At 72.1% G+C, this 21,240-nt stretch carries 21 protein-coding genes; 10 read left to right on the top strand and 11 right to left on the bottom strand.

Annotated features, from left to right (window positions below; genetic code table 11):
- Positions 1 to 58: 58 nt before the first annotated feature.
- Positions 59 to 838 carry a protocatechuate 3,4-dioxygenase subunit beta gene (pcaH, locus tag AB0G15_RS17145; protein ID WP_362840319.1) on the top strand — a complete coding sequence of 260 codons (780 nt, stop codon included), beginning with the start codon at positions 59 to 61 and terminating at the stop codon, positions 836 to 838.
- Complete coding sequence (gene pcaG / locus AB0G15_RS17140) at positions 835 to 1,359, top strand: protocatechuate 3,4-dioxygenase subunit alpha (protein WP_362840316.1); 525 nt, start codon at positions 835 to 837, stop codon at positions 1,357 to 1,359. The genes pcaH and pcaG overlap by 4 nt, the downstream gene beginning before the upstream one ends.
- 119 nt (positions 1,360 to 1,478) lie before the next feature.
- Here pcaG and AB0G15_RS17135 read toward each other — a convergent pair whose 3' ends face one another.
- Positions 1,479 to 2,312, bottom strand: coding sequence for an NmrA family NAD(P)-binding protein (locus AB0G15_RS17135; RefSeq protein ID WP_362840314.1), 834 nt, complete (start codon positions 2,310 to 2,312; stop codon positions 1,479 to 1,481).
- 129 nt (positions 2,313 to 2,441) lie between these two features.
- Between AB0G15_RS17135 and AB0G15_RS17130 the strand changes: the two genes are divergently transcribed.
- Positions 2,442 to 3,419 (top strand): AraC family transcriptional regulator, encoded by a 978-nt coding sequence (locus AB0G15_RS17130; RefSeq protein ID WP_362840311.1) that lies wholly within the window; start codon positions 2,442 to 2,444, stop codon positions 3,417 to 3,419.
- A gap of 340 nt (positions 3,420 to 3,759) precedes the next feature.
- Here AB0G15_RS17130 and AB0G15_RS17125 read toward each other — a convergent pair whose 3' ends face one another.
- Entirely contained in the window at positions 3,760 to 4,398 is a 639-nt protein-coding gene (locus tag AB0G15_RS17125) for a TetR/AcrR family transcriptional regulator (RefSeq protein ID WP_362840308.1), read from the bottom strand.
- Positions 4,399 to 4,575: 177 nt separating this feature from the next.
- Here AB0G15_RS17125 and AB0G15_RS17120 point away from each other — a divergent pair, with 177 nt between their 5' ends.
- From AB0G15_RS17120 to AB0G15_RS17110, 3 genes are all read left to right on the top strand, one after another.
- Positions 4,576 to 5,787 carry a cytochrome P450 gene (locus AB0G15_RS17120; RefSeq protein ID WP_362840305.1) on the top strand — a complete coding sequence of 404 codons (1,212 nt, stop codon included), beginning with the start codon at positions 4,576 to 4,578 and terminating at the stop codon, positions 5,785 to 5,787.
- A gap of 40 nt (positions 5,788 to 5,827) precedes the next feature.
- On the top strand, positions 5,828 to 6,028 hold the full coding sequence (locus tag AB0G15_RS17115; RefSeq protein WP_362840302.1) for a ferredoxin: 201 nt from the start codon (positions 5,828 to 5,830) through the stop codon (positions 6,026 to 6,028).
- Positions 6,029 to 6,292: 264 nt separating this feature from the next.
- Positions 6,293 to 8,521 (top strand): LamG-like jellyroll fold domain-containing protein, encoded by a 2,229-nt coding sequence (locus AB0G15_RS17110; RefSeq protein ID WP_362840299.1) that lies wholly within the window; start codon positions 6,293 to 6,295, stop codon positions 8,519 to 8,521.
- Positions 8,522 to 8,558: 37 nt separating this feature from the next.
- Here AB0G15_RS17110 and AB0G15_RS17105 read toward each other — a convergent pair whose 3' ends face one another.
- The 5 genes from AB0G15_RS17105 to AB0G15_RS17085 form a co-directional block, all read right to left on the bottom strand.
- Positions 8,559 to 9,059, bottom strand: a complete 501-nt coding sequence (locus tag AB0G15_RS17105; protein WP_362840296.1) for a (2Fe-2S)-binding protein — start codon at positions 9,057 to 9,059, stop codon at positions 8,559 to 8,561.
- The gene (locus AB0G15_RS17100) at positions 9,056 to 9,988 is read right to left on the bottom strand and encodes an FAD binding domain-containing protein (RefSeq protein ID WP_362840293.1); all 933 of its coding nucleotides are present in this window, start codon (positions 9,986 to 9,988) and stop codon (positions 9,056 to 9,058) included. The genes AB0G15_RS17105 and AB0G15_RS17100 overlap by 4 nt, the downstream gene beginning before the upstream one ends.
- On the bottom strand, positions 9,985 to 12,300 hold the full coding sequence (locus AB0G15_RS17095; RefSeq protein WP_362840290.1) for a xanthine dehydrogenase family protein molybdopterin-binding subunit: 2,316 nt from the start codon (positions 12,298 to 12,300) through the stop codon (positions 9,985 to 9,987). The genes AB0G15_RS17100 and AB0G15_RS17095 overlap by 4 nt, the downstream gene beginning before the upstream one ends.
- An 815-nt stretch (positions 12,301 to 13,115) precedes the next feature.
- The gene (locus AB0G15_RS17090; protein ID WP_362840287.1) at positions 13,116 to 13,880 is read right to left on the bottom strand and encodes an SDR family NAD(P)-dependent oxidoreductase; all 765 of its coding nucleotides are present in this window, start codon (positions 13,878 to 13,880) and stop codon (positions 13,116 to 13,118) included.
- A gap of 268 nt (positions 13,881 to 14,148) precedes the next feature.
- Positions 14,149 to 14,709 carry an NAD(P)H-dependent oxidoreductase gene (locus AB0G15_RS17085; RefSeq protein WP_362840284.1) on the bottom strand — a complete coding sequence of 187 codons (561 nt, stop codon included), beginning with the start codon at positions 14,707 to 14,709 and terminating at the stop codon, positions 14,149 to 14,151.
- A 91-nt stretch (positions 14,710 to 14,800) separates the two neighbouring features.
- Here AB0G15_RS17085 and AB0G15_RS17080 point away from each other — a divergent pair, with 91 nt between their 5' ends.
- A complete protein-coding gene (locus AB0G15_RS17080) occupies positions 14,801 to 15,259 on the top strand; it encodes a MarR family transcriptional regulator (protein ID WP_362840281.1) in 459 nt (152 codons plus the stop codon).
- A 150-nt stretch (positions 15,260 to 15,409) separates the two neighbouring features.
- Positions 15,410 to 16,069, top strand: a complete 660-nt coding sequence (locus AB0G15_RS17075) for a DNA alkylation repair protein (protein ID WP_362840278.1) — start codon at positions 15,410 to 15,412, stop codon at positions 16,067 to 16,069.
- A 62-nt stretch (positions 16,070 to 16,131) separates the two neighbouring features.
- On the opposite strand, the gene AB0G15_RS17070 is transcribed toward AB0G15_RS17075, so the two are convergent.
- From AB0G15_RS17070 to AB0G15_RS17060, 3 genes are all read right to left on the bottom strand, one after another.
- Entirely contained in the window at positions 16,132 to 17,310 is a 1,179-nt protein-coding gene (locus AB0G15_RS17070) for a hypothetical protein (protein ID WP_362840276.1), read from the bottom strand.
- A gap of 61 nt (positions 17,311 to 17,371) precedes the next feature.
- Positions 17,372 to 18,067 (bottom strand): DivIVA domain-containing protein, encoded by a 696-nt coding sequence (locus AB0G15_RS17065; protein ID WP_362840273.1) that lies wholly within the window; start codon positions 18,065 to 18,067, stop codon positions 17,372 to 17,374.
- A 181-nt stretch (positions 18,068 to 18,248) separates the two neighbouring features.
- Positions 18,249 to 18,839: a hypothetical protein gene (locus AB0G15_RS17060; protein WP_362840271.1), complete on the bottom strand. Its 591-nt coding sequence runs from the start codon at positions 18,837 to 18,839 to the stop codon at positions 18,249 to 18,251.
- 192 nt (positions 18,840 to 19,031) lie between these two features.
- Here AB0G15_RS17060 and AB0G15_RS17055 point away from each other — a divergent pair, with 192 nt between their 5' ends.
- Together AB0G15_RS17055 and AB0G15_RS17050 are read left to right on the top strand one after the other, a co-directional pair.
- Positions 19,032 to 19,475, top strand: coding sequence for a metalloregulator ArsR/SmtB family transcription factor (locus tag AB0G15_RS17055; RefSeq protein WP_362840268.1), 444 nt, complete (start codon positions 19,032 to 19,034; stop codon positions 19,473 to 19,475).
- A 175-nt stretch (positions 19,476 to 19,650) separates the two neighbouring features.
- A complete protein-coding gene (locus tag AB0G15_RS17050) occupies positions 19,651 to 20,661 on the top strand; it encodes a cation diffusion facilitator family transporter (protein WP_362840265.1) in 1,011 nt (336 codons plus the stop codon).
- Between the two features lie 175 nt (positions 20,662 to 20,836).
- Here the strand turns inward: AB0G15_RS17050 and AB0G15_RS17045 are convergent, their stop codons facing one another.
- Positions 20,837 to 21,193, bottom strand: coding sequence for a metalloregulator ArsR/SmtB family transcription factor (locus AB0G15_RS17045; protein WP_362688945.1), 357 nt, complete (start codon positions 21,191 to 21,193; stop codon positions 20,837 to 20,839).
- Positions 21,194 to 21,240 lie beyond the last annotated feature (47 nt).

Here is a 21,240-nt window from a genome sequence, read left to right as displayed (position 1 = left end):
CTCCCCGCGCATCGGCGCCGGTCAGGGCCCGGCCGTCGTTCCCGAAAGGTAGGAGTTCATGTCAACACCCCTCACGCAGGCCGACATCGACCGCGAGATCGCCGAGCTCCGCGAGCTCCGCGAGCTCCGCGAGCTCCGGAACGCCGGTGACGGCCGGGAGGCGCACCACCCCTCCCGCGACTACGGCCCCTACCGCAGCACCGTGCTCCGCCACCCGAAACAGCCGCTGATCGCGGTCAAGGACCCGGACGCGGCCGAGCTGTCCGGGCCGGTCTTCGGCGTCACCGACGTCACCGCGCTCGACGCCGACCTGACCAGGCAGCACCTCGCCGAGCCGCTGGGCGAGCGCATCACCGTGCACGGCCGCGTCCTCGACAGGGACGGCCGCCCGGTGCGCGGCCAGCTCGTGGAGATATGGCAGGCCAACGCCTCCGGCCGCTACCCGCACCAGCGCGATGACCACCCGGCCCCGCTCGACCCCAACTTCACCGGCGTCGGCCGCTGTCTCACCGGTGACGACGGCGGCTACGCCTTCACCACGATCAAGCCCGGTGCCTACCCGTGGCGCAACCACACCAACGCCTGGCGCCCCGCGCACATCCACTTCTCGGTCTTCGGCACCGCCTTCACCCAGCGCCTGGTCACCCAGATGTACTTCCCGAACGACCCGCTGTTCCCCCACGACCCGATCTTCAACTCCGTCACCGACGAGCGGGCCCGGCAGCGCATGATCGCCGCCTACGAGCACGACCTGTCCGTTCCCGAGTGGTCCCTCGGCTACCGGTGGGACATCGTCCTGGACGGCCCCGCCGCCACCTGGGCGGAGGAGGGCCGATGAATCCCACCCCCTCGCAGACCGTCGGCCCCTTCTACGGCTACGCGCTCCCGTTCCCCGGCGGCGGTGACATCGCGACCGGCGGGATCACCGTGCACGGGTACGTCTACGACGGCGCGGGCGCCCCGGTGCCGGACGCGCTGCTGGAGTTCTGGCAGGCGTCCCCGTCCGGCGACCTCGCCGGCGCGCCCGGCACGCTGCGCCGCGACCCGGTGACCGGCGCGGTCATCGGCAGGCACGGTGTCGACTTCACCGGCTTCGGCCGGGTGCCCACCGACGCCGACGGCCGCTGGACGCTGCGCACGCTCGTGCCCGGCAACGGCTACATCAGCGTGTGCGTGTTCGCCCGCGGCCTGTTGCACCATCTCTACACCCGCGTCTACCTCGCCCACGACGCCTTCCTCGACTCGCTGCCGCCCGAGCGCGCGCACACGCTGCTGGCCGCGCGGGAGGGGGAGGACCGCTACCGCTTCGACATCCACCTGCAGGGCGAGAAGGAGACGATCTTCTTCGACTTCGGCTGATCCCGGGCGGCCACCCCGTGGAGGCGGGCGGCCTTCACCGGGCGCCCGCCTCCACGGGACGGCGATCTTCACGGGATGGCCGTCTCCACAGAGCGGTGGCCTTCGCGGAGCGGCGGTCTTCACGGGGCGCGGAACCGGTCCGCGTGGTCGGTCACCCAGGCGCGGAACGTGCGTGCCGGGGCTCCGGTGACCTCCTCCACCGTGGCGGTGGCCGCCGCCGGCTCGGTCACCATCCCGGCCTGGGCCCGCAGGACGCCGTCCACGGCCTCGGGGGGCCAGCCGAGGTCGAGCATCCGCCGCCGCGCGGCCCGCGGCGAGGTCTCCTCCCAGCGCACCGGGCGGCCGATCACCTCGCCGATGACGCCCACCTGCTCGGCCTGGGTCAGTGTCTCGGGCCCTGTCAGCTCGTAGGTCGCGCCGTCGTGCCCGTCGCCGGTGAGCGCGCGCACCGCGACCGCCGCGAGGTCCCGCTCGTGCAGCGGGGGCATGGCGGCCGCGCCGTACGGCCCGCGCACGACCGCCTCGGCGCGGATCCGCCCGGCCCACCGAAGGGCGTTGGCCGCGAAGGCGTGCGGTCGCAGGAACGTCCGTTCCAGCCCGGATCGCTCGATCATCCGCTCGATCCGCTGCTCGTGGTCGCGTACGGCCGCCGAGGAGAGGTAGACGACGCGGCGGGCACGCGCGGCGACCGCGTCCAGGACCGCGGGCATCCCCTCGGCCGTGGCGAACGGCCAGAGGAGGAACACGGCCTCGATCCCGTCCAGGGACGCGCGCAGGCTGTTCGGATCGGCCAGGTCGACGCGCACGACCTCGGCACCGTCGGGAAGGCCGGCCGTCTCGGGATCGCGGGCCGCCGCGCGCACCTCGGCGCCCGCCTCCAGCGACCGGGCCACGACCTGCCGGCCGATCGTGCCGGTCGCCCCTATCACCAGGATCCTGCGCCGACCTGCCATGAAGACTCCTCTCACGGTTGATCACACTGTGCGTCAACCGTATGAGCCCATGCAGAGACATCCAATACGTGTGAATCTCGTTTTCATACGTGCACGTCCTCATAGGAACAGCCTGGATAGACTTTCCCGATGGATGTGCTCAGCGATGTGATCGCCGCGATACGCGCGGGGGAGCCCCGCTCGGCGCGCGTCCGGTGGTACGCCCCCTGGGGGCAACGGTTTCCCGCCGTGCGCGGCTCCGCCGGTTTCCAGGTGGTCCTGCAGGGGTCGTGCCGGCTGATCCCCCCGGACGGCGGCGCCCCCGTCGCGCTGAACGTCGGTGACGTGGTGTTCCTGCCGCACGGAGGTGGCTACGCGCTCGCCGACAGCCCCGCCACCCCGCTGACCGAGCCCGCCTGCGACCCGCTGAACGACTCCCGGTTCGAGGACCGCTACGCCTCCGCGACCGTGGGAGAGGCCGGGCGCGACGGCTCGCAGGCGGTCACCGTGACCCTCTGCGGTGGATACCGGCTCGATCCCGGCCGGGCGCACCCGCTCCTGGGCGACCTGCCGGAGATCGTCCACCTGCCCGCCCGTCTCGGGCACCGCCCCGAGCTGCGCGCCGCCGTCGACCTCCTCGGCGGCGAGCTCGACGCTCCCCGCCTCGGCGTGGACACCATCGTGCCCGCCCTGCTCGACATGCTGCTGCTCTACATCCTGCGGGCCTGGTTCGACGAGCAGTCCGCACGCGGTACGGCCACCGGCTGGGCGGCGGCCCTGGCCGACCCGGCGATCGGCGCCGCGCTGCACGCCCTGCACCGTGACCCCGCGCTCCCGTGGACGGTCGAGACGCTCGGTGCCCGGGCGGGGCTGTCCAGGGCGGCCTTCTCCCGGCGCTTCACCACCCTGGTCGGCCGGCCGCCCCTGGCCTATCTGACCTGGTGGCGGATGACCACCGCCGCCAGGCTGCTCCGCGAGTCCGACGCCTCGCTCGGCGAGGTGGCCACCCGGATCGGTTACACCTCGGAGTTCGCCTTCGCCAACGCCTTCAAACGGGAGTACGGCACCGCGCCGGGCAGATACCGGCGGCAGGGCCGGACCGCGGTCCGGAGCGGTGCCCCGGCATAACGCCACCCCGGCCACGGAGATGACACCCGGTCAGCGGATGCCAGTACTACGACAGTGGCAAGGCCTGGCTCACGACCCTCGGCCACGACGTCAAAGCATGGACCGACGGGCCGATGGAGGGCGATCGGTACTTCGTCCAGCACCTGCTCGGCGGGGTCAGGTCGGTGCTCGGCATGGCGCCGTTCTGCCGCTGACCTGGGATTCCGGCCACCGTCGGCCACCGTCGGCCACTGCCGAACACGGCCGGACTGGGCCACCGCCGGCCGCCGACGGACGCGCCGGCGGTCCGCATGGGCTCGAGGCTCGCCCCGGGACGACCCCAGGGGCGTGGCGGGCGGCCTCAGGTGGGCGTGCCGGCGTCGACGCGGTGGTAGAGCGAGCTGAAGAGCGGCCAGGTCAGGGCGGCCATCTCGGCGGGGGGCCGCGGGCATCCGCGCTGGAGCCAGTCGGCGGCCACGCCGATGAGCGCCCCGGCGGTGAACGCGGCCGGGACGTCGTGCGGGATGTCCGACGGAGGGCCGGAGTGTCCCACCGGATCGCCGGCGGTGATCTGGTGGAGGCGGCCGTAGACGGCCGCGGCGATGCGGCGGCGGATGTGGTCGACGACGCGTGCGCTGCCCTGCGGCCCCAGCAGGGTGCGGTAGAGCCCGGCGTGCTCGGCGAGGCTGGCGAAGAACGCCTCCAGCGACTGGGTCGCCTCCGGCGCCGGGTCCGCCGTCTCCGGGCCGGGGCCGGGCAGGGACTCGATCAGCCCGTCGATCATCGCGGTGCAGGCGGCCTCGGCGAGCTCGTGGACGTCGCGGTAGTGGTCGTAGAAGGTCGAGCGGCTCACGCCGGCGCGTTCGGCGACGTCGGCGACGGTGATCCGGGAGAGGTCCCGCTCCTCGACGAGCTCGATCAGCGCGCGTGCCAGGGCCGTGTGGGTGCGGCGCACGCGCCGGTCACCGGAGGGGGAGTTGCTGTTCTTGGTCGTGGCCACGTTCTTACTTTACCGTCAACCTGCATCTGTAGGTTTCCCGACATCTGTAGGGTAGCGTGAGGGTGCATTCGTCACCCGGCGTGCGGCTCCTCCCCTCACGCCCGCGTGACAGCGGAGCACGGTACAGGCACGCACGACACGGCCCGCCCGATCCATCCGTTCGCAAGGAGATGACGCATGAGTGCCAACGAGCAGGTCCTGCGCTACCCGATCCCCAACGACAAGGCACTGGAGCCGCCCGCGGAATGGGCCGAGCTGCGCGGCACGTGCCCGGTGGCGCACGTGGAGCTGCCCAGCGGCGACCGGGCGACGCTGCTGACCCGCTACGCCGACGTCAGGCAGGTGCTCGCCGACCCGCGCTTCACCCGCCAGCTCACCGCCCCCGACGCGGCGCGGCTGTCGGCGGAGGGCGGCGGGGTCTTCAGCAGCGAGATGGCGCAGATCATCCCCGACGGGGGCGAGGAGCACCAGCACTGGCGGCGCCTGGTCGGCAAGTGGTTCACCGCCAAGCGGATGGCCGCCCTGCGGCCCTCGATGGCCCGGATCGCCGAGGAGCTCATCGACGACATGGTCAAGCGCGGCGCACCCGGCGACCTCAGGGCGGACCTGGGCTTCCCGCTGCCGGTGTACGTCATCTGCGACATGCTCGGCGTGCCGGCCGCCGACCGGGACCGGTTCTCGTACTGGTCCGACACCCTGCTGAACCTCACCCGCTACACCAAGGCCGAGACCGAAACCGCCCAGGTGGAGTTCTTCCAGTACATGTCCGAGCACGTCGCCGCCAAGCGCGTCGAGCCGGGCGAGGACCTGCTGAGCGAGCTGATCGCGGCCGGCGGTCCCGAGGACGGCGGGCTGTCCGACATCCAGATCCTGGTCACCGGCATGGGGCTGCTGGTCGCCGGGCACGAGACCACCGCCAACATGATCGGCAAGATGGTCTCCATGCTGCTGGCCGACCGCGACCGGTGGGAGCGGCTGCTCGCCGGCCCCTCGCTGGTGCGCACGGCGGTGGAGGAGACGCTGCGGCTCGACGCCAACTCCGGCTTCGGCCTGCCGCGCTACCTGCCCGAGGAGACCGAGGTGAGCGGCACGACCCTGCCCCGCGGCACCACCGTGGTGTGCAGCATGGCCGCGGCCAACCGGGACGAGAGCGTCTTCGAGGCCGCCGCCGAGATGGACCTGAGCCGCAGCCCGAACCCGCACCTGGCCTTCGGCGCGGGTGCCCACTCCTGCCTGGGCCAGTCACTGGCGCGCACCGAGCTGCAGGTCGTGCTCGAGGTGCTGCTGCGCAGGCTTCCGTCCCTGGAGCTGGCCGTTCCGGTGGAGGAGCTGGAACGAGTCGAGGGGCTGGCCGTCGGCGGCCTGCGCACGGTGCCGGTCCGCTGGTGACCGGGCACCGCCCCACCCGGCCGGTAGAGAGGAACCCGACATGAAGGTCACCGTGGACGAGGACAGGTGCTGCGGCGCCGGCCAGTGCGTGCTGATCGCGCCGGAGGTGTTCGACCAGCGTGACGACGACGGCATCGTCGTCCTGCTCGAACCCGAGCCCGGCGCGGACCGGCACGCCCTGGTCCGCGAGGCCGCCGCGGTCTGCCCCGCCGCCGCGATCACGCTGAGCGAGCAGGACTGAGCGCCGGACGCGCTCGTTCCCCGTTGGGGCCGGGCGGAGCCGTGGGCCGCTGCCGCGTCTCCTCCCCGGCCTCACGCACAGGTCGGTGAGCCGGCGTTCGGCCGGGGCGCGGTCGATCGTTCCCGCCGTCAGAATAATGTTCTTATGTCATGATTTTGTTACATAAGAACCACATACTGCGAGCGGTAACGGCGGCTGCGGGGGCCGTCACAACGGTTTTCCGACCGCTACGGGGAGTTCATGGCAAGGCTGTCTCGCTTCCGCATGTCAATCGTCTTCACGATCACCGTGTGCGCGCATCTCGTCGCGCCCGCCACCGCGCACGCCACGGCGCACGCCGTGGCGCCCGAGCCAGGTCTCGTCGCCGCGTACGGACTGAACGAGGGGACCGGAACGGTCGTCGGCGACGCGTCCGGCAACACGAACAACGGCACGACCACCGGTACCTCGTGGGTGCCGGGCAGGTACGGCAAGGCGCTCGCCTTCGACGGCGCGTCGAGCCTGGTCACGATCGCCTCCTCGGCGAGCCTGCGTCCCACCGCCGCGCTGACGGTCGAGGCGTGGGTCAACCCCTCCAACAGCGGCCGGCACCCGGTGCTGGTCAAGGACGCCGGCGACCGGCCGGGCTACGCGCTGTCGGAGTCCGACGGCGCCGAGCACGGCGACGGACCTTCGGCGTCGGTGAACACGGGCACTGTCCGCACGGTGAAGGCGCGGCGGGGCCTCCCGGTGAACGGCTGGCACCACCTCGCCACCACCTATGACGGCAGCCGGCTGCGCCTCTACATCGACGGTGAACTCGACCGGTCCGTGCCGGTGGCCGGTGCCGTACGAGCGGGGGACGGCTCCCTCCACATCGGAGGCCATCCGGCGTGGGGCGCGTACTTCAAGGGCGCGATCGACGAGGTGCGCGTCTACGACGTGGCCAGGACACGGGCGCAGATACAGCTGGACATGAACAATCCCATCACCGCGACCGACGCGCCGCCGACGACCCCGACCGGTCTGACCGCGTCCGCGTACCACGCCAGCGTGCAGTTGGAGTGGACGGGGTCGACCGACGACAAGGGCGTGCGCAGGTATGACGTCCACCGCTCGACCGTCTCGGGGTTCACCCCGTCGGACGACACCTGGATCGGGTCGCCCACGTTCGACTACGCGACGTTCCTCGGGGACGCGGGCGCCCCGTCCGGGGTGTACTACTACCGCGTCGTCGCGATCGACACCGCCTCCCAGGCGAGCCCCCCGTCGGCGCAGGTCCAGGTGACGGTCACCGCCCCGGGCAACCCGCCCTCGGCCCCGGGACCGCTCATCGGCGGTGGCCGTGCCGACAGGACCGAGCTGAGGTTCACCTTCGCCAGCGGTTACTGGGGCGTCGGCACCTACCAGGTACATCGCTCGACGACGGCCGGTTTCACGCCCACCGCCCGGACCAGGATCGCGCGCATCCAGACGGCCCTCTACACCGATCATCCCCTGGACGAGGGGACCTACTACTACCGGGTGATCGCGGTCGACGGCGCGGGACAGTTCGGGCCCGCGTCCAACGAGCTGCGTGCCCGGATCCCCGACCTGCCGCCGAGCACGCCGACGGCCGTCGCGCAGGGCGGTGCCGGCCAGGCCGTCGTCACCTGGACCGCGGCCACCGACGACGACGCCGTGAGCGGCTACGAGGTCTACCGGTCGACCTCCTGGAACGCCCAGTTGGGCAGCGGAACGATACTGGTGGCCAGAACCGGCGCGTCCACGCTTTCCGCGGTCGACACCGGCCTGTCGCCAGGGCACTACTACTACCGAGTCCGGGCGATCGACAACGCGGACCAGCCGGGTGAACTGTCCGAGTCGGCGCCCGCCGACCCCACCACCTGCGCTCCCGCCGACTGTCTCGCGGCCGCGTACGGGATGAACGAGGGCGCGGGCACGACGGTGGGGGACGCGTCGGGGGCGGGCAACACCGGGACCGCCGCCGAGACGACCTGGGCCACCGGCAAGTTCGGCAAGGCCCTGTCGTTCGGCGGCTCCTACACGGGTGGGGTGCGGGTCCCCGACGCGGTTTCCCTGCGCGCGGACACGGCGCTCACCATGGAGGCGTGGGTCTACCCGACCAGAGCCGGGTCCGGGTCCGGCCGGGGCATCCTGCTGAAGGGTCCCGCCGGGGGCCCTATCGAGTACCGTCTCTCGGTGGGCCCCTCGAATCCGGAAGAGGGTCCGTACGTGACGGTGGGGGCCAGGGGGAGCGGCGCCGCGTCGCTGCTTCCGTTGAACACCTGGTCGCATCTGGCGGGGACGTTCGACGGTGAAGTCATCCGGTTGTACGTGAACGGGACGCCGGTCGCCGAGAGCTACCCGATAGCCGACCCCGTCAGGGTGGACGTCTTCGACCCCCTGCTCATCGGGTACAGCGGTTTCACGGGACTGATCGACGAGGTCCGCGTCTACACCACCGCGCTCACCGCGGCACAGATCCAGGCCGACATGAACACACCCCTCTGACCCGGCCGCGTCCGACGCCGCTCTCGCCGAGGTGACCTCAGGACCGGAGGTCACCTCGGGACGGGCTCTCCGGCCACTCGCCCGCGGCCCGCGCGATCGCGCGCCGGATGGGTTCGTAGCCGGTGCACCGGCAGATGTTGGAACCGACCAGGGCGGCGACGCGCTCCGGGTCGTCGCCGAGGGCGGGGTCCGACTCCAGCGCCCCGGCGGCCACCATCAGGAAGCCCGGCGTGCAGAAACCGCACTGCAGGGCGTGCTCGGCGGAGAAGGCCCGCTGCAGCGGATGGGGCTCGCCGCCGGGGCCGGACAGCCCTTCGACGGTACGCACCGAGCCGCCGTCGCACTGCACGGCCAGCATGAGGCACGACCGGACGGCCTCGCCGTCGACCAGCACCGTGCAGGCCCCGCAGACGCCGTGCTCGCAGCCCAGGTGCGTGCCCGTGAGGCGGCAGTCCTCGCGCAGCACGTCGGCCAGCACGCGCCGGGGCTCCACGTCGAGCTCGCGGTCCTCGCCGTTCACCGTGACGGTGATCCTCATCGGTTGCCTCCTCGGGACGTGCCGGCCCGCGACAGCCGGTCCCTCGCCGCCTCGCACAGGGTCCTGCCGACCAGGACGGCGACGGCCTGGCGCCGGTACTCCACGTCGGCGTACGGTTCGGGCCGGGGCGCGGCGTCCTGCTCGGCGGCGGCGCGGCCCGCGCGGGCGAACGGATGGTCGCCTGGCACCCGGCGACCGGCCGGGGGCGTGATCTCGGCGCCGATCAGCGCCTGCTCGGCGGCGCGGGCCCGCACCGGCCGGTCGGCGCAGTTGACGAGCCCGATCCTCGCCTCGGTGATCACCCCGTCGGGCGCGGTGAGCGTCGCCGCCACGGCCACCTGGGCGAAGCAGAAGTGCGTGCGCCGGTGCTCGACGAAGCCGACGCCGGTGTCGTCCGAGAGCAGCGGGAACCGTACGGCGGTGATGAGCTCGTCCGGCGTGCGCGAGGTCAGGAACGGCCCGAGGAAGTAGTCGCGAGCCGCGATCTCGCGCGGGCCGCCGGCACCGTGCACCTCGATGCCGGCGTCGAGGGCGAGGGCGAGGGCGCACCACTCCGCGGCCGGGTGCGCCCAGGCGAGGCTGCCCACCAGGGTGCCGCGGGAGCGGATGGGCGGGTGGGCGACGTTGACGACGGCGCGGGAGAACAGCGTGCCGAGCGGGCCCGGTACCCTGTTCTCCCGTTCCGGCTCGAAGGCGGCGTGGCGGATCAGGGCGCCGACCCGCAGCGTGCCGTCGTCGGCGCTCATGCGGTCGAGTTCGGCGACGCGGTTGATGTCGACCACCAGCTCGGGGCGGATGCGCTGCAGGCGCATCTCCAGGACGAGGCTCTGGCCACCGGCGAGAATCCGGGCACCCGGTCCCGAACCGAGCGCGTCGACGGCCTCGCGCACCGTGCGCGGCACGACGTAGTCGAAGGGGGCGGGTTTCACCGGACCTCCTCCGGGAGTTTCGGGGCGCGGGCCGCCCGCCACACCACGTCCGGGGTGAGCGGCATCTGCAGCAGATCGGGGTCGGCCACCCGCAGCGCGTCGGCCACCGCGTTGACGATCGCGGCCGGAGTGCCGATGCAGCCCGACTCTCCCGCCCCCTTGGCGCCCAGCGGCGTGCTGGGACTCGGCGTGCGGGTGTCCCCGAGCTCGATGGGCGGGATCTCGGCGGATGTCGGCAGCAGGTAGTCCAGCAGCGCCTCGGCGAGCAGGGGCACGCCGTTCTCCCCGAAGGGGATGCCCTCGTACAGCGCCTGGCCGATGCCCTGCACGGCCGACCCGAAGGCCTGCCCGCGCACCATGGCCGGGTCGAGCACCACCCCGCAGTCGTCCACCGCCACCAGCCGCAGCACGCGCACCGTGCCGAGCTCCGGATCGACCTCCGCCACCGCCGCGTGGGTGCCGAACGGGAACGCCATGCCCGACTCGAACCGGCCGCCCACCCGCATCGGCCCGGTCGCCTTCACCAGCTCGGCCAGGTCCATCGCCGCCGAACCGCCGTGGACGGTGTGCACCGTGCCGTCGGACCACGCCACCTCCGCCTCCGGCACCTCCCACAGGGCCGCGGCCCGTGCCCGCGCCTCCTCGACGAGCAGCGTGGCGGCGTTCCGCAGCGCCGCGCCGCCCACCTGCGCCGACCGGCTGGCGAAGGAGCCCACCCCGTCCGGCTGCTCGTCGGTGTCGCCCTCGACCAGCCGGACCCGCGCCCCGTCCACGCCGAGGGTCTCGGCGACCAGCGCGGGGAAGACCGTCTCGTGGCCCTGGCCGCTGGAGGCCGTGCCGCAGCGGGCGGTGACCGTGCCGTCCTCGTGCGCCTCGACGCCGGCGAACTCGTGCAGCCCCCCTGATTCGCCACCGGAGCGTTCCACGTAGCAGGACAGGCCGATCCCCAGGGGGAGGGCCTCCGGGTCCGTCCGGCGGCGGGCCTGCTCGGCCCGCCATCCGTCGTAGCCGAGGGTCTCCAGCGCCAGGTCGAGCGCGGCGGCGTAGTTCCCGCTGTCGTAGTCCCGTCCGGTGGGCGTCTCGTAGGGGAAGTCCTCGGGCGGGATGAAGTTGCGCCGCCGCAGTTCCGCCGGGTCCATTCCCAGCCGGCGGGCCAGCGTGTCCATCGACCGCTCCAGCGCGATCGCCGCCTCGGGGCGCCCCGCGCCCCGATAGGGGTAGGTCACCATGGTGTTGGTGAGCACCGAGCGGACGGTGGCGCGCACCCTCGGGGTGGCGTACGGACCTGTCGCCATCCAGGCGGTCTGCATGGGCAGCCCGGCCGCGAGGTGGGGGTAGGCGCCGATGTCGGCGTCGATGTTCAGCTCGTACGCGAGCAGGCGCCCGTCGGCGTCGGCGGCGAGCCGGACCCTCTGGTCCTGGCCCCGCCCCCGGGTGGCGACCATCATGGATTCCAGCCGGTCCTCGATCCACCGGACGGGACGTCCGAGCTCCACCGCCAGGAAGGCGACCGCGATGAACTCCGGGAAGGTCGCGCTCTTCGACCCGAACGCGCCCCCGGTGTCCGGCACCACCACGCGCACCCGCTCGACCCGCGGGCCCAGCAGCGCGGCCAGGTCCCGGCGCAACCGGTGCGGCGTCTGATGGCCCGACCAGACCGTCAGCAGGTCTCCCTCGGGCACGGCGAGGATCGTCCTGCACTCCATGGGGGTGGGCATCAGCAGCTGCTGGCGGTACCGGCCCTCCACCACGACCGCCGCCTCCCGCCACACCGGCTCCCCGATCGGCTTTCCGGCCTCCCCCAGCAGGGCGACGTTGCTCAGCCCGTCGAACAGGCTGACGGTGTCGTCCGCGGCGGCGGACGGCGTCACCACCGCGGGCAACGGGTCGATCCGGAAGGTGACCTCCGCGGCCCCGTCCTCGGCCCGGTAGCGGTCCTCGCCCAGGACCACGGCCAGCGCCTCGCCCGGGTAGCGCACCCGGTCCCTCACCAGCACCGGCCACTCCCGGCCGGCCACGGCCTCCTCCGTGGACAGCTGGGCGAGCGGCACGTGCGGAACCGGAGGCAGGTCCCGCGACATGCCGGCCGGCCGCGCGCACGGCGGCATGCCGGGGAGGTCCGCGGCCGACCAGGCTCCCGCCACTCCCGGCACCTCGCGGGCGGCGGAGCAGTCCACCTCGCGCAATATGCCGTGCGCGACGTCGCTCCTCACGAACACGGCGTCCAGGCAACCCGGCACGTCCATGTCGGCGACGTAACGGCCCTTGCCGGTGAGCAGTCGTTCGTCCTCACGCCTTGACCATTGCTCCACAACCAAAACCTCCGCGCCGCACATTTCATCGCATGGTTCGGTCAATTTTCAGTGGGACGTGTGGGGGGCGACGGACATTCGTGGTGAGCCACCGGTGGCAGGTGGTGTGAATCGTTTGCGGACGCATCGGGTACGCGAATGGGACGTACTGAATCAACGGTACATGTGGATTTAACGGGGTTTTGCTGGGCTTGGAGGGAATTTTGAGATGATTTTCCCGGGTTTCGATGGCCGGGATTTTCCGGTCGCCGATCACCTCCGCGGGGGAGCGGGCCCCGGTCGCCGCCCGCGCCGCCGCCCATCCCGGCGGTGAGCCACAGGGACATGTCGTAGTGGCGCGCCGCTCCACCCGGGCAGTTCGGGTACTGGCCGTTCTGGTCGAAGAAGCGCCCGCACGGCTCGGCGCACCGCGGGGCGCCCTCGCGGATGTTGTTGACGTAGACGTCGACGGAGTTGTCGCTCCACTGCAGCGTGGCGCGGTCGCGCACGGTCCACCCGACGACCTTGACGGGGACGTCGGTGTACGGCCAGCCGTTGTGGCCGGTCATCAGGTTGGTCCACTTCTTGACCTGGCGGGCCAGGGAGGCGTGGATCCGGTCGCGCAGCCCGGCCTCTCCCTGGCCTGCGGGCAGGTGCTGAGCGGGGAGTGGTCGCAGCGCTGGGGACGGCAGGCCGCCGGGATCGCGTTGCGGGCCGATCCGGAGCTGGACGCCGTGGTGCGCGGCAGCGACCAGATCGCCGCCGGGTTCGTCGAGGCGGCCCGCGAGCGCGGGCCCCGCGGCCTGCCTCCTTCCCCGGGCGAGGGTCCCGCGGCGCTACCAGGCGGTCGCGCCGCCGTCGACCGGGTAGTTGGCGCCGGTGATGTACGACGCGCGGTCGGAAGCGAGGAAGGCCGCCACCTCGACGATCTCCTCGGGCCGGGCGAACCGCTTGAGGAGCGTCTTGCCGGTTACCGCGTCCCTGGCCGCCTGGTCGTCGCCGAGGTCGCGGTCACTGGCCGGGGTCAGGACGGGCCCGGGGCTGATCGCCACCGCGCGGATCCCGTGGCGCGCGCCTTCGAGCGCGAGTTGCCGCGTCATGCCGATGACGCCGGCGTTCGCCGCGGTGTGTGCGATCATCGGAGGGACCTTTCCGGCGATCATGCCGGCCATGGACGCGACGTTGATGATGACGCCGCCACCGCGCCGGACCAGGTGCGGCCACGCGAACTTCGACACGAAGAAAGGGATGTCGAGTTCGCCGGCGACGGCCACCCGCCAGTCGTCGACCGAGAAATCCGGCATCGGGCCGAAACGTTGCAGGGCCGCGTTGTTGTAGACCACGTCGAGGCCGCCGTAGGCGGTCACGGCGTCCTCGACGACCTGCCGCGCCTGTTCCGGATCGGTGAGATCGACCGGCGCGATGCCCGTCATCTCACCGCCGTCGCGACGGACGAGTTCGACCGTCTCGTCGTTGGCGTCGGCCTGGATGTCGCACCCGACGACCTTCGCGCCCTCTCTCGCGAAGATCAGCGACGCGACGCGACCCTGGCCTCCCGCGGTGCCGGTGATCAGCACTACCTTTCCGTCCAGCGTTCCCATGGAGCTCCTCCTGATCCGTGGTTCGTTCCAGTGATGACCGCGCGAGCCGGCCGGGACGGACGGCCTCCGTCACGATCGGCCCCGCGGATGCCCGCCGCCGGTGGTACTCCGCCGTCACCGGGGTCGCGACGCCCCTGAACCGGCCCCGGTCGCGGTTCAGGGTGCCGTCGCGGAGAGGTTCGCGATGCCCGTGCCGCCCGGCGCGGACGGCTCGCACGCGTCGAACGTGATGTCCGCCCCCGTCGGATCGGCTCGCGGGGCGGTGCGTTCAGCGGACGCGCATCGGTGCGAGCGCCGTGCTCCAGGCCACGACCTGACCCAGCATCGCGGTGAGCGACTCGCGCTGGAAGTCGTTGGGCCTGAACACGCTGAAGTTCTCGAAGTCGGTGAAGAGCGACAGCGCCACCTGGTTCCGTACGTCGGCCATCTGGAGCTCGGCCGCGATCAGGCGCAGATGTTCCACGGCGCGGGTGCCGCCGGCCGAGCCGTAGCTGACGAACCCGACGGCCTTGTTGTTCCACTCGCCGTACAGGAAGTCGATGGCGTTCTTCAGCGCACCCGACGTCGAGTGGTTGTACTCGGGCGTCACGATGACGAACCCGTCGAACGAGGCGATCTTGTTCGCCCACCTCAGGGTGTGCGGCTGGGCGTACTGGCCCAGCGACGGCGGCATCGCCTCGTCGAGGTGCGGGAGGTTGTAGTCGAGCAGGTCGACGAGTTCGAACTCCGCGTCGGTCCGCTGGGCGGCGACCTGGTGCACCCAGCGGGCGACGGCCTCTCCGTTGCGTCCGGGACGGGTGCTGCCAAGGATGATCCCGATCTTGGTCATCGGTGTGCTCCGCTTCTCTGACGGTAGATGGTTGCTTCGTCAAGAAAGGAAAGTACTAGTGCTTGCTGCGTGAAGCAAATAGGATGTGTTCATGACCACAACGCGGCCGTTGCAGCCACTGACCCCCGACGAGGAAGCGCTGATACGTGCGCTGCCTCGCCTGATGTACGCGCTGCCCCGTGCGATCGACGCCGACATGACCCGCGAGCAGCAGTTGCCGCTCATCGAGTGGACGGCCCTGATGCGGTTGTCCGAAACGCCGCAGAAGCAGATGCGGATGGGCGAGCTCGCGGTCGCCTGTGAACTCTCGCTGAGCGGGATGACCCGCGTGGTCACCCGCCTGGAGGGCCAGGGCATGATCGAACGGGTCAGGTGCGACAACGACGCCCGCGGGTGGAGCGCCGTTCTCACCGCGGCCGGCCTCGCCCGCCTGGAGCGGGCGTGGCCGAGCAACCTGGCCAGCGTGCGCCGGCACTTTCTCGACCACCTCGAAGGCGTCGATCTCGCCCGGCTCGCCCGTGCGCTTCAGCGCGTCCCGGTCAGCGACTGACTCAGCGACCGACACGGGTGCCGGGAGATGCCGCGGATCCGCGAGGACGCGGGATCTCCTGCCGGTGGCCGGCCGCCGAACCGGCGGGTACGGCGGGAGACCGGCTCCCGTCGTAGGGTGGATCTCGCACATGATGGACGGAAGACTGAGGTGGCCGAGACGATGGTGGCCGAGGTGATGGCCGAGCTGGCCGAGCTCGCGGATCCGCGGATACGCGAGGTGAACGAGAAGCACGGCGACGATCACGGTGTGAACCTCGGCAAGCTGCGCGCGCTCGCGAAGCGGCTGAAGACGCAGCAGGAACTCGCGTGCCGGCTCTGGGAGACCGGTGACAGCGCGGCGCGACTGCTGGCGATCCTGATCTGCCGCCCGAAGGCGTTCGAGCGTGACGAGCTGGACGCCATGGTGCGCGAGGCGCGCACGCCCAAGGTGCACGACTGGCTCGTGAACTACGTGGTGAAGAAGAGCCCGCACTCCGAAGAGCTGCGCCTGGCCTGGTCGGCCGATCCGGATCCGGTGGTCGCGAGTGCCGGCTGGGCGCTGACCACCGAACGCGTGGCGAGGAAGCCCGAGGTCCTCGACCTCGCGGGACTTCTCGACGTCATCGAGGCGGAGATGAAGGACGCCCCGGATCGCCTGCAGTGGGCGATGAACCACTGCCTGGCGCAGATCGGGATCGAGCACGCCGAGCACCGCGCCCGTGCCATCGACATCGGCGAGCGCCTGGAGGTGCTCAAGGACTACCCGACCTCCCCGGGTTGCACGTCTCCGTTCGCGCCCATCTGGATCACCGAGATGGTGCGCCGGTAGCGCGACAGCGAGATGGTGCGCGGGGAGCGCGACGGGAGGACAAGACCCACCGAGGCCGGCGGTTACCTGGTGATGGCGTCGAGCAGGTAGCGGCGTTGCTGCTCGGTCAGGTCACCGACGCGGCGGCCGGCATCGATCCCGCCCACCGTCAGCAACCTGGTCATCTCGGCGGGATTGTGGCCGGGCAGGAGGGACAGGAGCCATCCGACCCAGGCGTTTTCGACGACGTCGTCGGTACGGGCCAGCACCTCGGTCAGGGGCATCCGCCCGGTGACCACCGCTTCGCGCAACTGAGCCTGGGTCAGCGGAGCCGGCGACGGCGAGGTCGTCGGCCGGGCGGAAGGCGTGGGGGCGGGTGAGCCCGGTGCCGCATGGCCGGCGACGTGAGGTCTGTGCCCGGCTTGCGGGTGGTCCTCACCCAGTACGCCGTGCGTGGCGATCAGGAGGGCGCCCCCGGTGACGGCGGCGCCCGCGGCGATGGTCAGGTGGTGTCTGGACAGCCGGCCGCCCTCCTGGCCGGCGGCGGCGAGCCTGAGGCCGACGACCGCGGTACGCAGCAGCACACCGGTGACGGTGCCGAGCAGGAGCGGCACGATCTGGCCGGGCAGCGGGGCGATGGTGGCGATCAGAATGCCGGCGGCCGGGCTGAGGCAGGAGACCACCAGCCACGGCGCCAGGCGCTGCCCTGCCATGTCCAGCAGGGCGGCCAGCGCCAGTCCTTCGCTGGCCGAGTGGACCATGAGGGCGATGACGACCACGGCGGAGGCGGTCAGCGCCAGCGTCGCGCCTTCGATCGCCCGGTGCAGGGTGAGGGCGGCCGCGGTGCCCATACCGCCGAACAGGGCGGCGTCGACGGCTTCCTTGACGCGGCGGTGCAGGCCTGGCGCGTGCCTGCCGCCGGCCGGCCTGGATCCTCCGTGCCCGTGCCCGCAGCCTCTGCGGGTGAAGTGGGTGATCACCAGGAAGCCGAACACGACGGCCAGCCCGACCGCCCACAGAGGAGTCCCCGTTTCGGTGGCGTCTCGCCAGGCGTCGGGCAGCAGGTCGACCAGGGCGGTGATCAGCATCATCGCCGAGGCGATCGCCAGCCATACCGTCACCTTCGCGGAGTTACGCCGGACCAGCCACGCCCCGGCGAGCGTGGACAGCGACACCAGCAGCACCGCGGCCCACGCGCCGGCACCGGGAGAGGCTCCCTCCAGCGCCGGTCCCAGCGCCGGTGCCCCTTCGGCCGTCAACATGTCTCACCACCTCTTGTCGGGATCGGATCGCGGAGGAGTTTCGGGTCGGCCGCCGGGTCGCTCAGCGCTCTTCGGCGGCGGGGTCACCCGCTGGCGTGCCCGCAGGTGTGTCGCCGGCCGGTGGCGACGCCGGCCGCCTCGACGGGGGCTGCCGGCCGACGGTCATCGGTGACGGCGGTGCCGGCCCCGGCTCACCGAAGCCGGCGAGCTCACCGAGCAGTCGCTGTAGCTGGTCGACCTGCGCCTGCAGACTGTGCCTGAGCCGTCTGCCGTAGTCGGCGGCGAAGGCGTTGAACTCCTCGGTCCGGCGTTCCAGCTCCTGCCCGCAGGAGGCATGGACCTCCTTCCGCAGGACGGCGGCACGGTCGCGGGCTCGCACCACGATCGCCTCGGCCTGCTGTTCCGCGGCGGCCAGTATCCGGTCGGCACTGTCCTGGGCCATCGCCATGATCCGTGTCACGCGTTCCTCCGCCGGTCCAGCATGCCTGGCGGCGCGCTCGGCGGTGGTCGCCCGGGCGTGCAGTTCCGCGTTTTCTTGCACGAGCATGGTGAAGGTGGTTTCGACATGGCCGAGGAAGGTGTCCACCTCGGCCAGGTCGTAGCCTTCGCGCAGCCGGACCACGGTGAACACCTGATTGCGCACGGCGGCGGGGCTCAGCCGGCTCACGCCCGCGGAAAGGCCTGTGCCGAGCGGAAAGGTGGGGGCGTGGTCGATCTCGTCGATGGGGACGGGTGAGTGCCCGGGCTCGTCGTGCATTGCCTTTCACGTGACCTTTCACCATGGTTTTCGAAGCGTGACCGGGATCGGCCGGATCGGGAACACCCACGTCGCGGCAGGCCCGGACCCGGGCGCGGGCCGGCCGGTCGTGGCGCACCGCGACGAAGGCGCACCCGCGCCCGGCCCGGCGTCGGCGGGGGGCGGGTGCTGCCCGCGGCCGCTACTTGGCGACCTTGCGCAGGTAGCCGGCCGAGGCCCAGCCGCGCTTGCCGCCGGCGGCCCTCACCTTGACCCAGCCTCGGGTCGCCTTGCAGGCGCCGGCGAACCGGCCGTCGGCCACCCGCAGCTTGGCGACGGGGCGAAAGCGCAGCCCGGCACCGGAGCGGACGTTGAGGAAGCTGGCGCGCCGCACGTGGGTGACCCGGTAGGCGCAGGCCGGTGCCGGCCGGCCGGTCGCGGCGGGAGGGGAGGTGAGTTTGCGCAGTTTGCCGGACGGAGCCCAGCCGGTGACGCCGGCGGCGGTCTTGACCTGCACCCAGCCGTTGACGCTCGCGCAGGCGCCGGCGACCGGCTTCTCGCCCGCCCGCAGCGTGCCGACCGGGCCGAAACTCTCGCCGGCGTGGGAGCGAATGGTCAGCACGGCGTCGGAGCGCACATTGGTGACCCGGTAGGTGCAGGTCAGGGCAGGAGTGCCGGTCGCCTCGGTGAGGCGGGCGGCCGCGTGGACGGGCAGGGCGGTCCAGATGAGCCCGCCCGCGGTGGCGCACGCGGTCAGGGCGGTCAGGGTGGCGGTGGCTCGCTTCGTGATCATCGAGGTGTCTCCCTTCGATCGGCATCTGCTCACCGGCGCGGAGGCGGCGGTCTGGTCAAGCCAGGGCACTTGACCTGCGATGCTCACGAAGAGTAATTTCCTCATTACTAAATGCTTAAACATATGAGCAACTGAACACACATCCATTGCGACCTGCAGCCCTTACCCCGACGAGGAAAAGAGGTGGGCGCCGTGACCCCCCGAACCACGGTCTGCGCTCCCGCGGACCCGGCCGGCCCTTCCCCCGCGAAGGTGACCGCGCCTCCCGACGCCCCCTCCGGCTCGGTGGTGGCCGCCGAGTGGGTGCAGAGCATCCGGCGGACGTTGCCGGCCGAACAGGTGGTGCAGGAGCTCGCGCAGGTCTTCGCGCTGCTGGCCGACCCAGGAAGGCTGCGGCTGACCGCCGCCCTGCTGCACGCCGGCGAGATGTGCGTACGCGACCTGGCGGCGGTCACCGGCCAGAGCGTGTCGGCCACCTCGTGCGCGCTGCGACTGCTGCGCACCCACCACGTGGTGCAGGTCCGCCGCGCCGGACGGCTGGCGCACTACCGGCTGGCCGACTCCCACATGCGGATGCTGTTCGCCCAGGCGATCACTCACGTCAGGCACGAAACAGACACCCGTCACGGGGAGTGAAGCGATGGCCGAGCACGAACACCCCGGCGGGCACGGCACGGGACACGGGCACGGCGCCGGACATGGACATGGACGCGGAGACGGACGCGGTGCCGGACACGGACACGGCGCCGGACGCGGTGCCGGACATGGGCACGGGCACGGCGCCGGACATGGACACGGGCGCGGACACGGGGTGAGCGCGGAGGCCGACCGCCGCTACCTGGCCGCGGCGCTGGCGCTGATCGCCGGATTCATGGCGGTCGAGGTCGTCATCGGCTTCATCGCCCGCTCCCTGGCCCTGATCTCCGATGCCGGGCACATGCTCACCGACGCCACCGCCATCGTCTTCGCGCTGATCGCCATGCGGGTCGCCGCCCGGCCACCCCGGGGCGGTTTCACCTACGGGCTCAAACGCGCCGAGATCATCTCCGCGCAGATCAACGGCATCACCCTGCTGCTGCCGGCCGGATACTTCGTCTATGAAGGCATCCGCCGCCTGATCGCGCCTCCCGATGTCGAGGGCCTGTACGTGGTGGTGACCGGCCTGGCCGGAATCGTCGTCAACCTGGCCGCCACCTGGCTGCTGTCCCGGGCCGACCGCTCCAGTCTGAACGTCGAGGGCGCCTACCAGCACATCCTCAACGACCTGTTCGCCTTCATCGCCACCACGATCGCCGGAGCCCTCATCTGGCTCACCGGCTGGACCCGGGCCGACGCGATCGCCGCCCTCGTCGTCGCCGCCCTGATGCTCAAAGCGGGCTGGAGACTGGTCCGCGACGCGGGCAGGGTCTTCATGGAAGCCGCTCCCGTGGGCATGGACCCCGCCGAGATCGGCGCCAGAACCGCCGCCCTGGAGCACGTCGTCGAGGTGCACGACCTGCACATCTGGGAGGTCGCCTCCGGCTACGCCGCCCTGTCGGCGCACCTCCTGGTCGTCCCCGGCGCCGACTGCCACGCCGTACGCCTGGCCGCCGAGCGGATATTCCGTGACATATACGGCATCGAGCACATCACCGTACAGGTCGACCACGCCCCGCCGGGACTGCTGACCATCGGTGACACCGCCCCCGGCTGCGCCGCACCGCACGCCCCCGCTCACCGCAGCCCCCCGCGGAGCGACAGCGCCGCCGCCACGCCCCCGGCCGACGACACCGATCCCGGCGATCAGGGAGGTACGGCCCGTCTGTCCCCGATCCTGGAGTAGAGCACGGCGCCTGCCTCGACGGCGCCTGCCTCGACGGCGCCTGCCTCGACGGCGCCTGCCTCGACGGCGCCCGCCTCGACGGCGATCGCCGAACGCGGGTCGACGAGCCGCATGACCTCGACGGATCCGTCATCTTGCGTACCCGTTCCCGCGCCCGCGTCCGTGCCCGGTGCCGTCAGCGGGTTCCGCCGCGCTCGGGGTGGATGGCCTGGGTGTGCTCGGTGTGGGCGAGCGCGAGATCGAGCAGCATCCGCACGTGCGCGTCCTCCAGCCGGTAGAAGGCCATCCGGCCGGCCCGGCGGGCCGTGACGATGCGGTGCGCCCGCAGCAACCGCAGCGCGTGCGAGACCGCCGACTCGCTCTGGCCGCTCACCGCGGCCAGATCGCACACGCACATCTCACCCTCCAGCAGGGCCAGCAGCAACCGCAGGCGGCCGGGATCGGCCAGCAACCCGAACACCTCCGCGGTGTCGGTCAGATCCTGTGCGGCGGGCATCCGCTCGCGTACCGACGCCACTCGCGGCGCGTCCACGATCCGGGCGGTACACCCATCAACAGCCACGAATCGCCCATCTGAAG

This window comes from Streptosporangium sp. NPDC023825 (genome assembly GCF_040639575.1).
In the GTDB taxonomy this organism is placed as follows: domain Bacteria; phylum Actinomycetota; class Actinomycetes; order Streptosporangiales; family Streptosporangiaceae; genus Streptosporangium.
The sequence above is the reverse complement of the archived record's forward strand: the minus strand, read 5'-3'. Positions and strand labels throughout refer to the sequence as shown.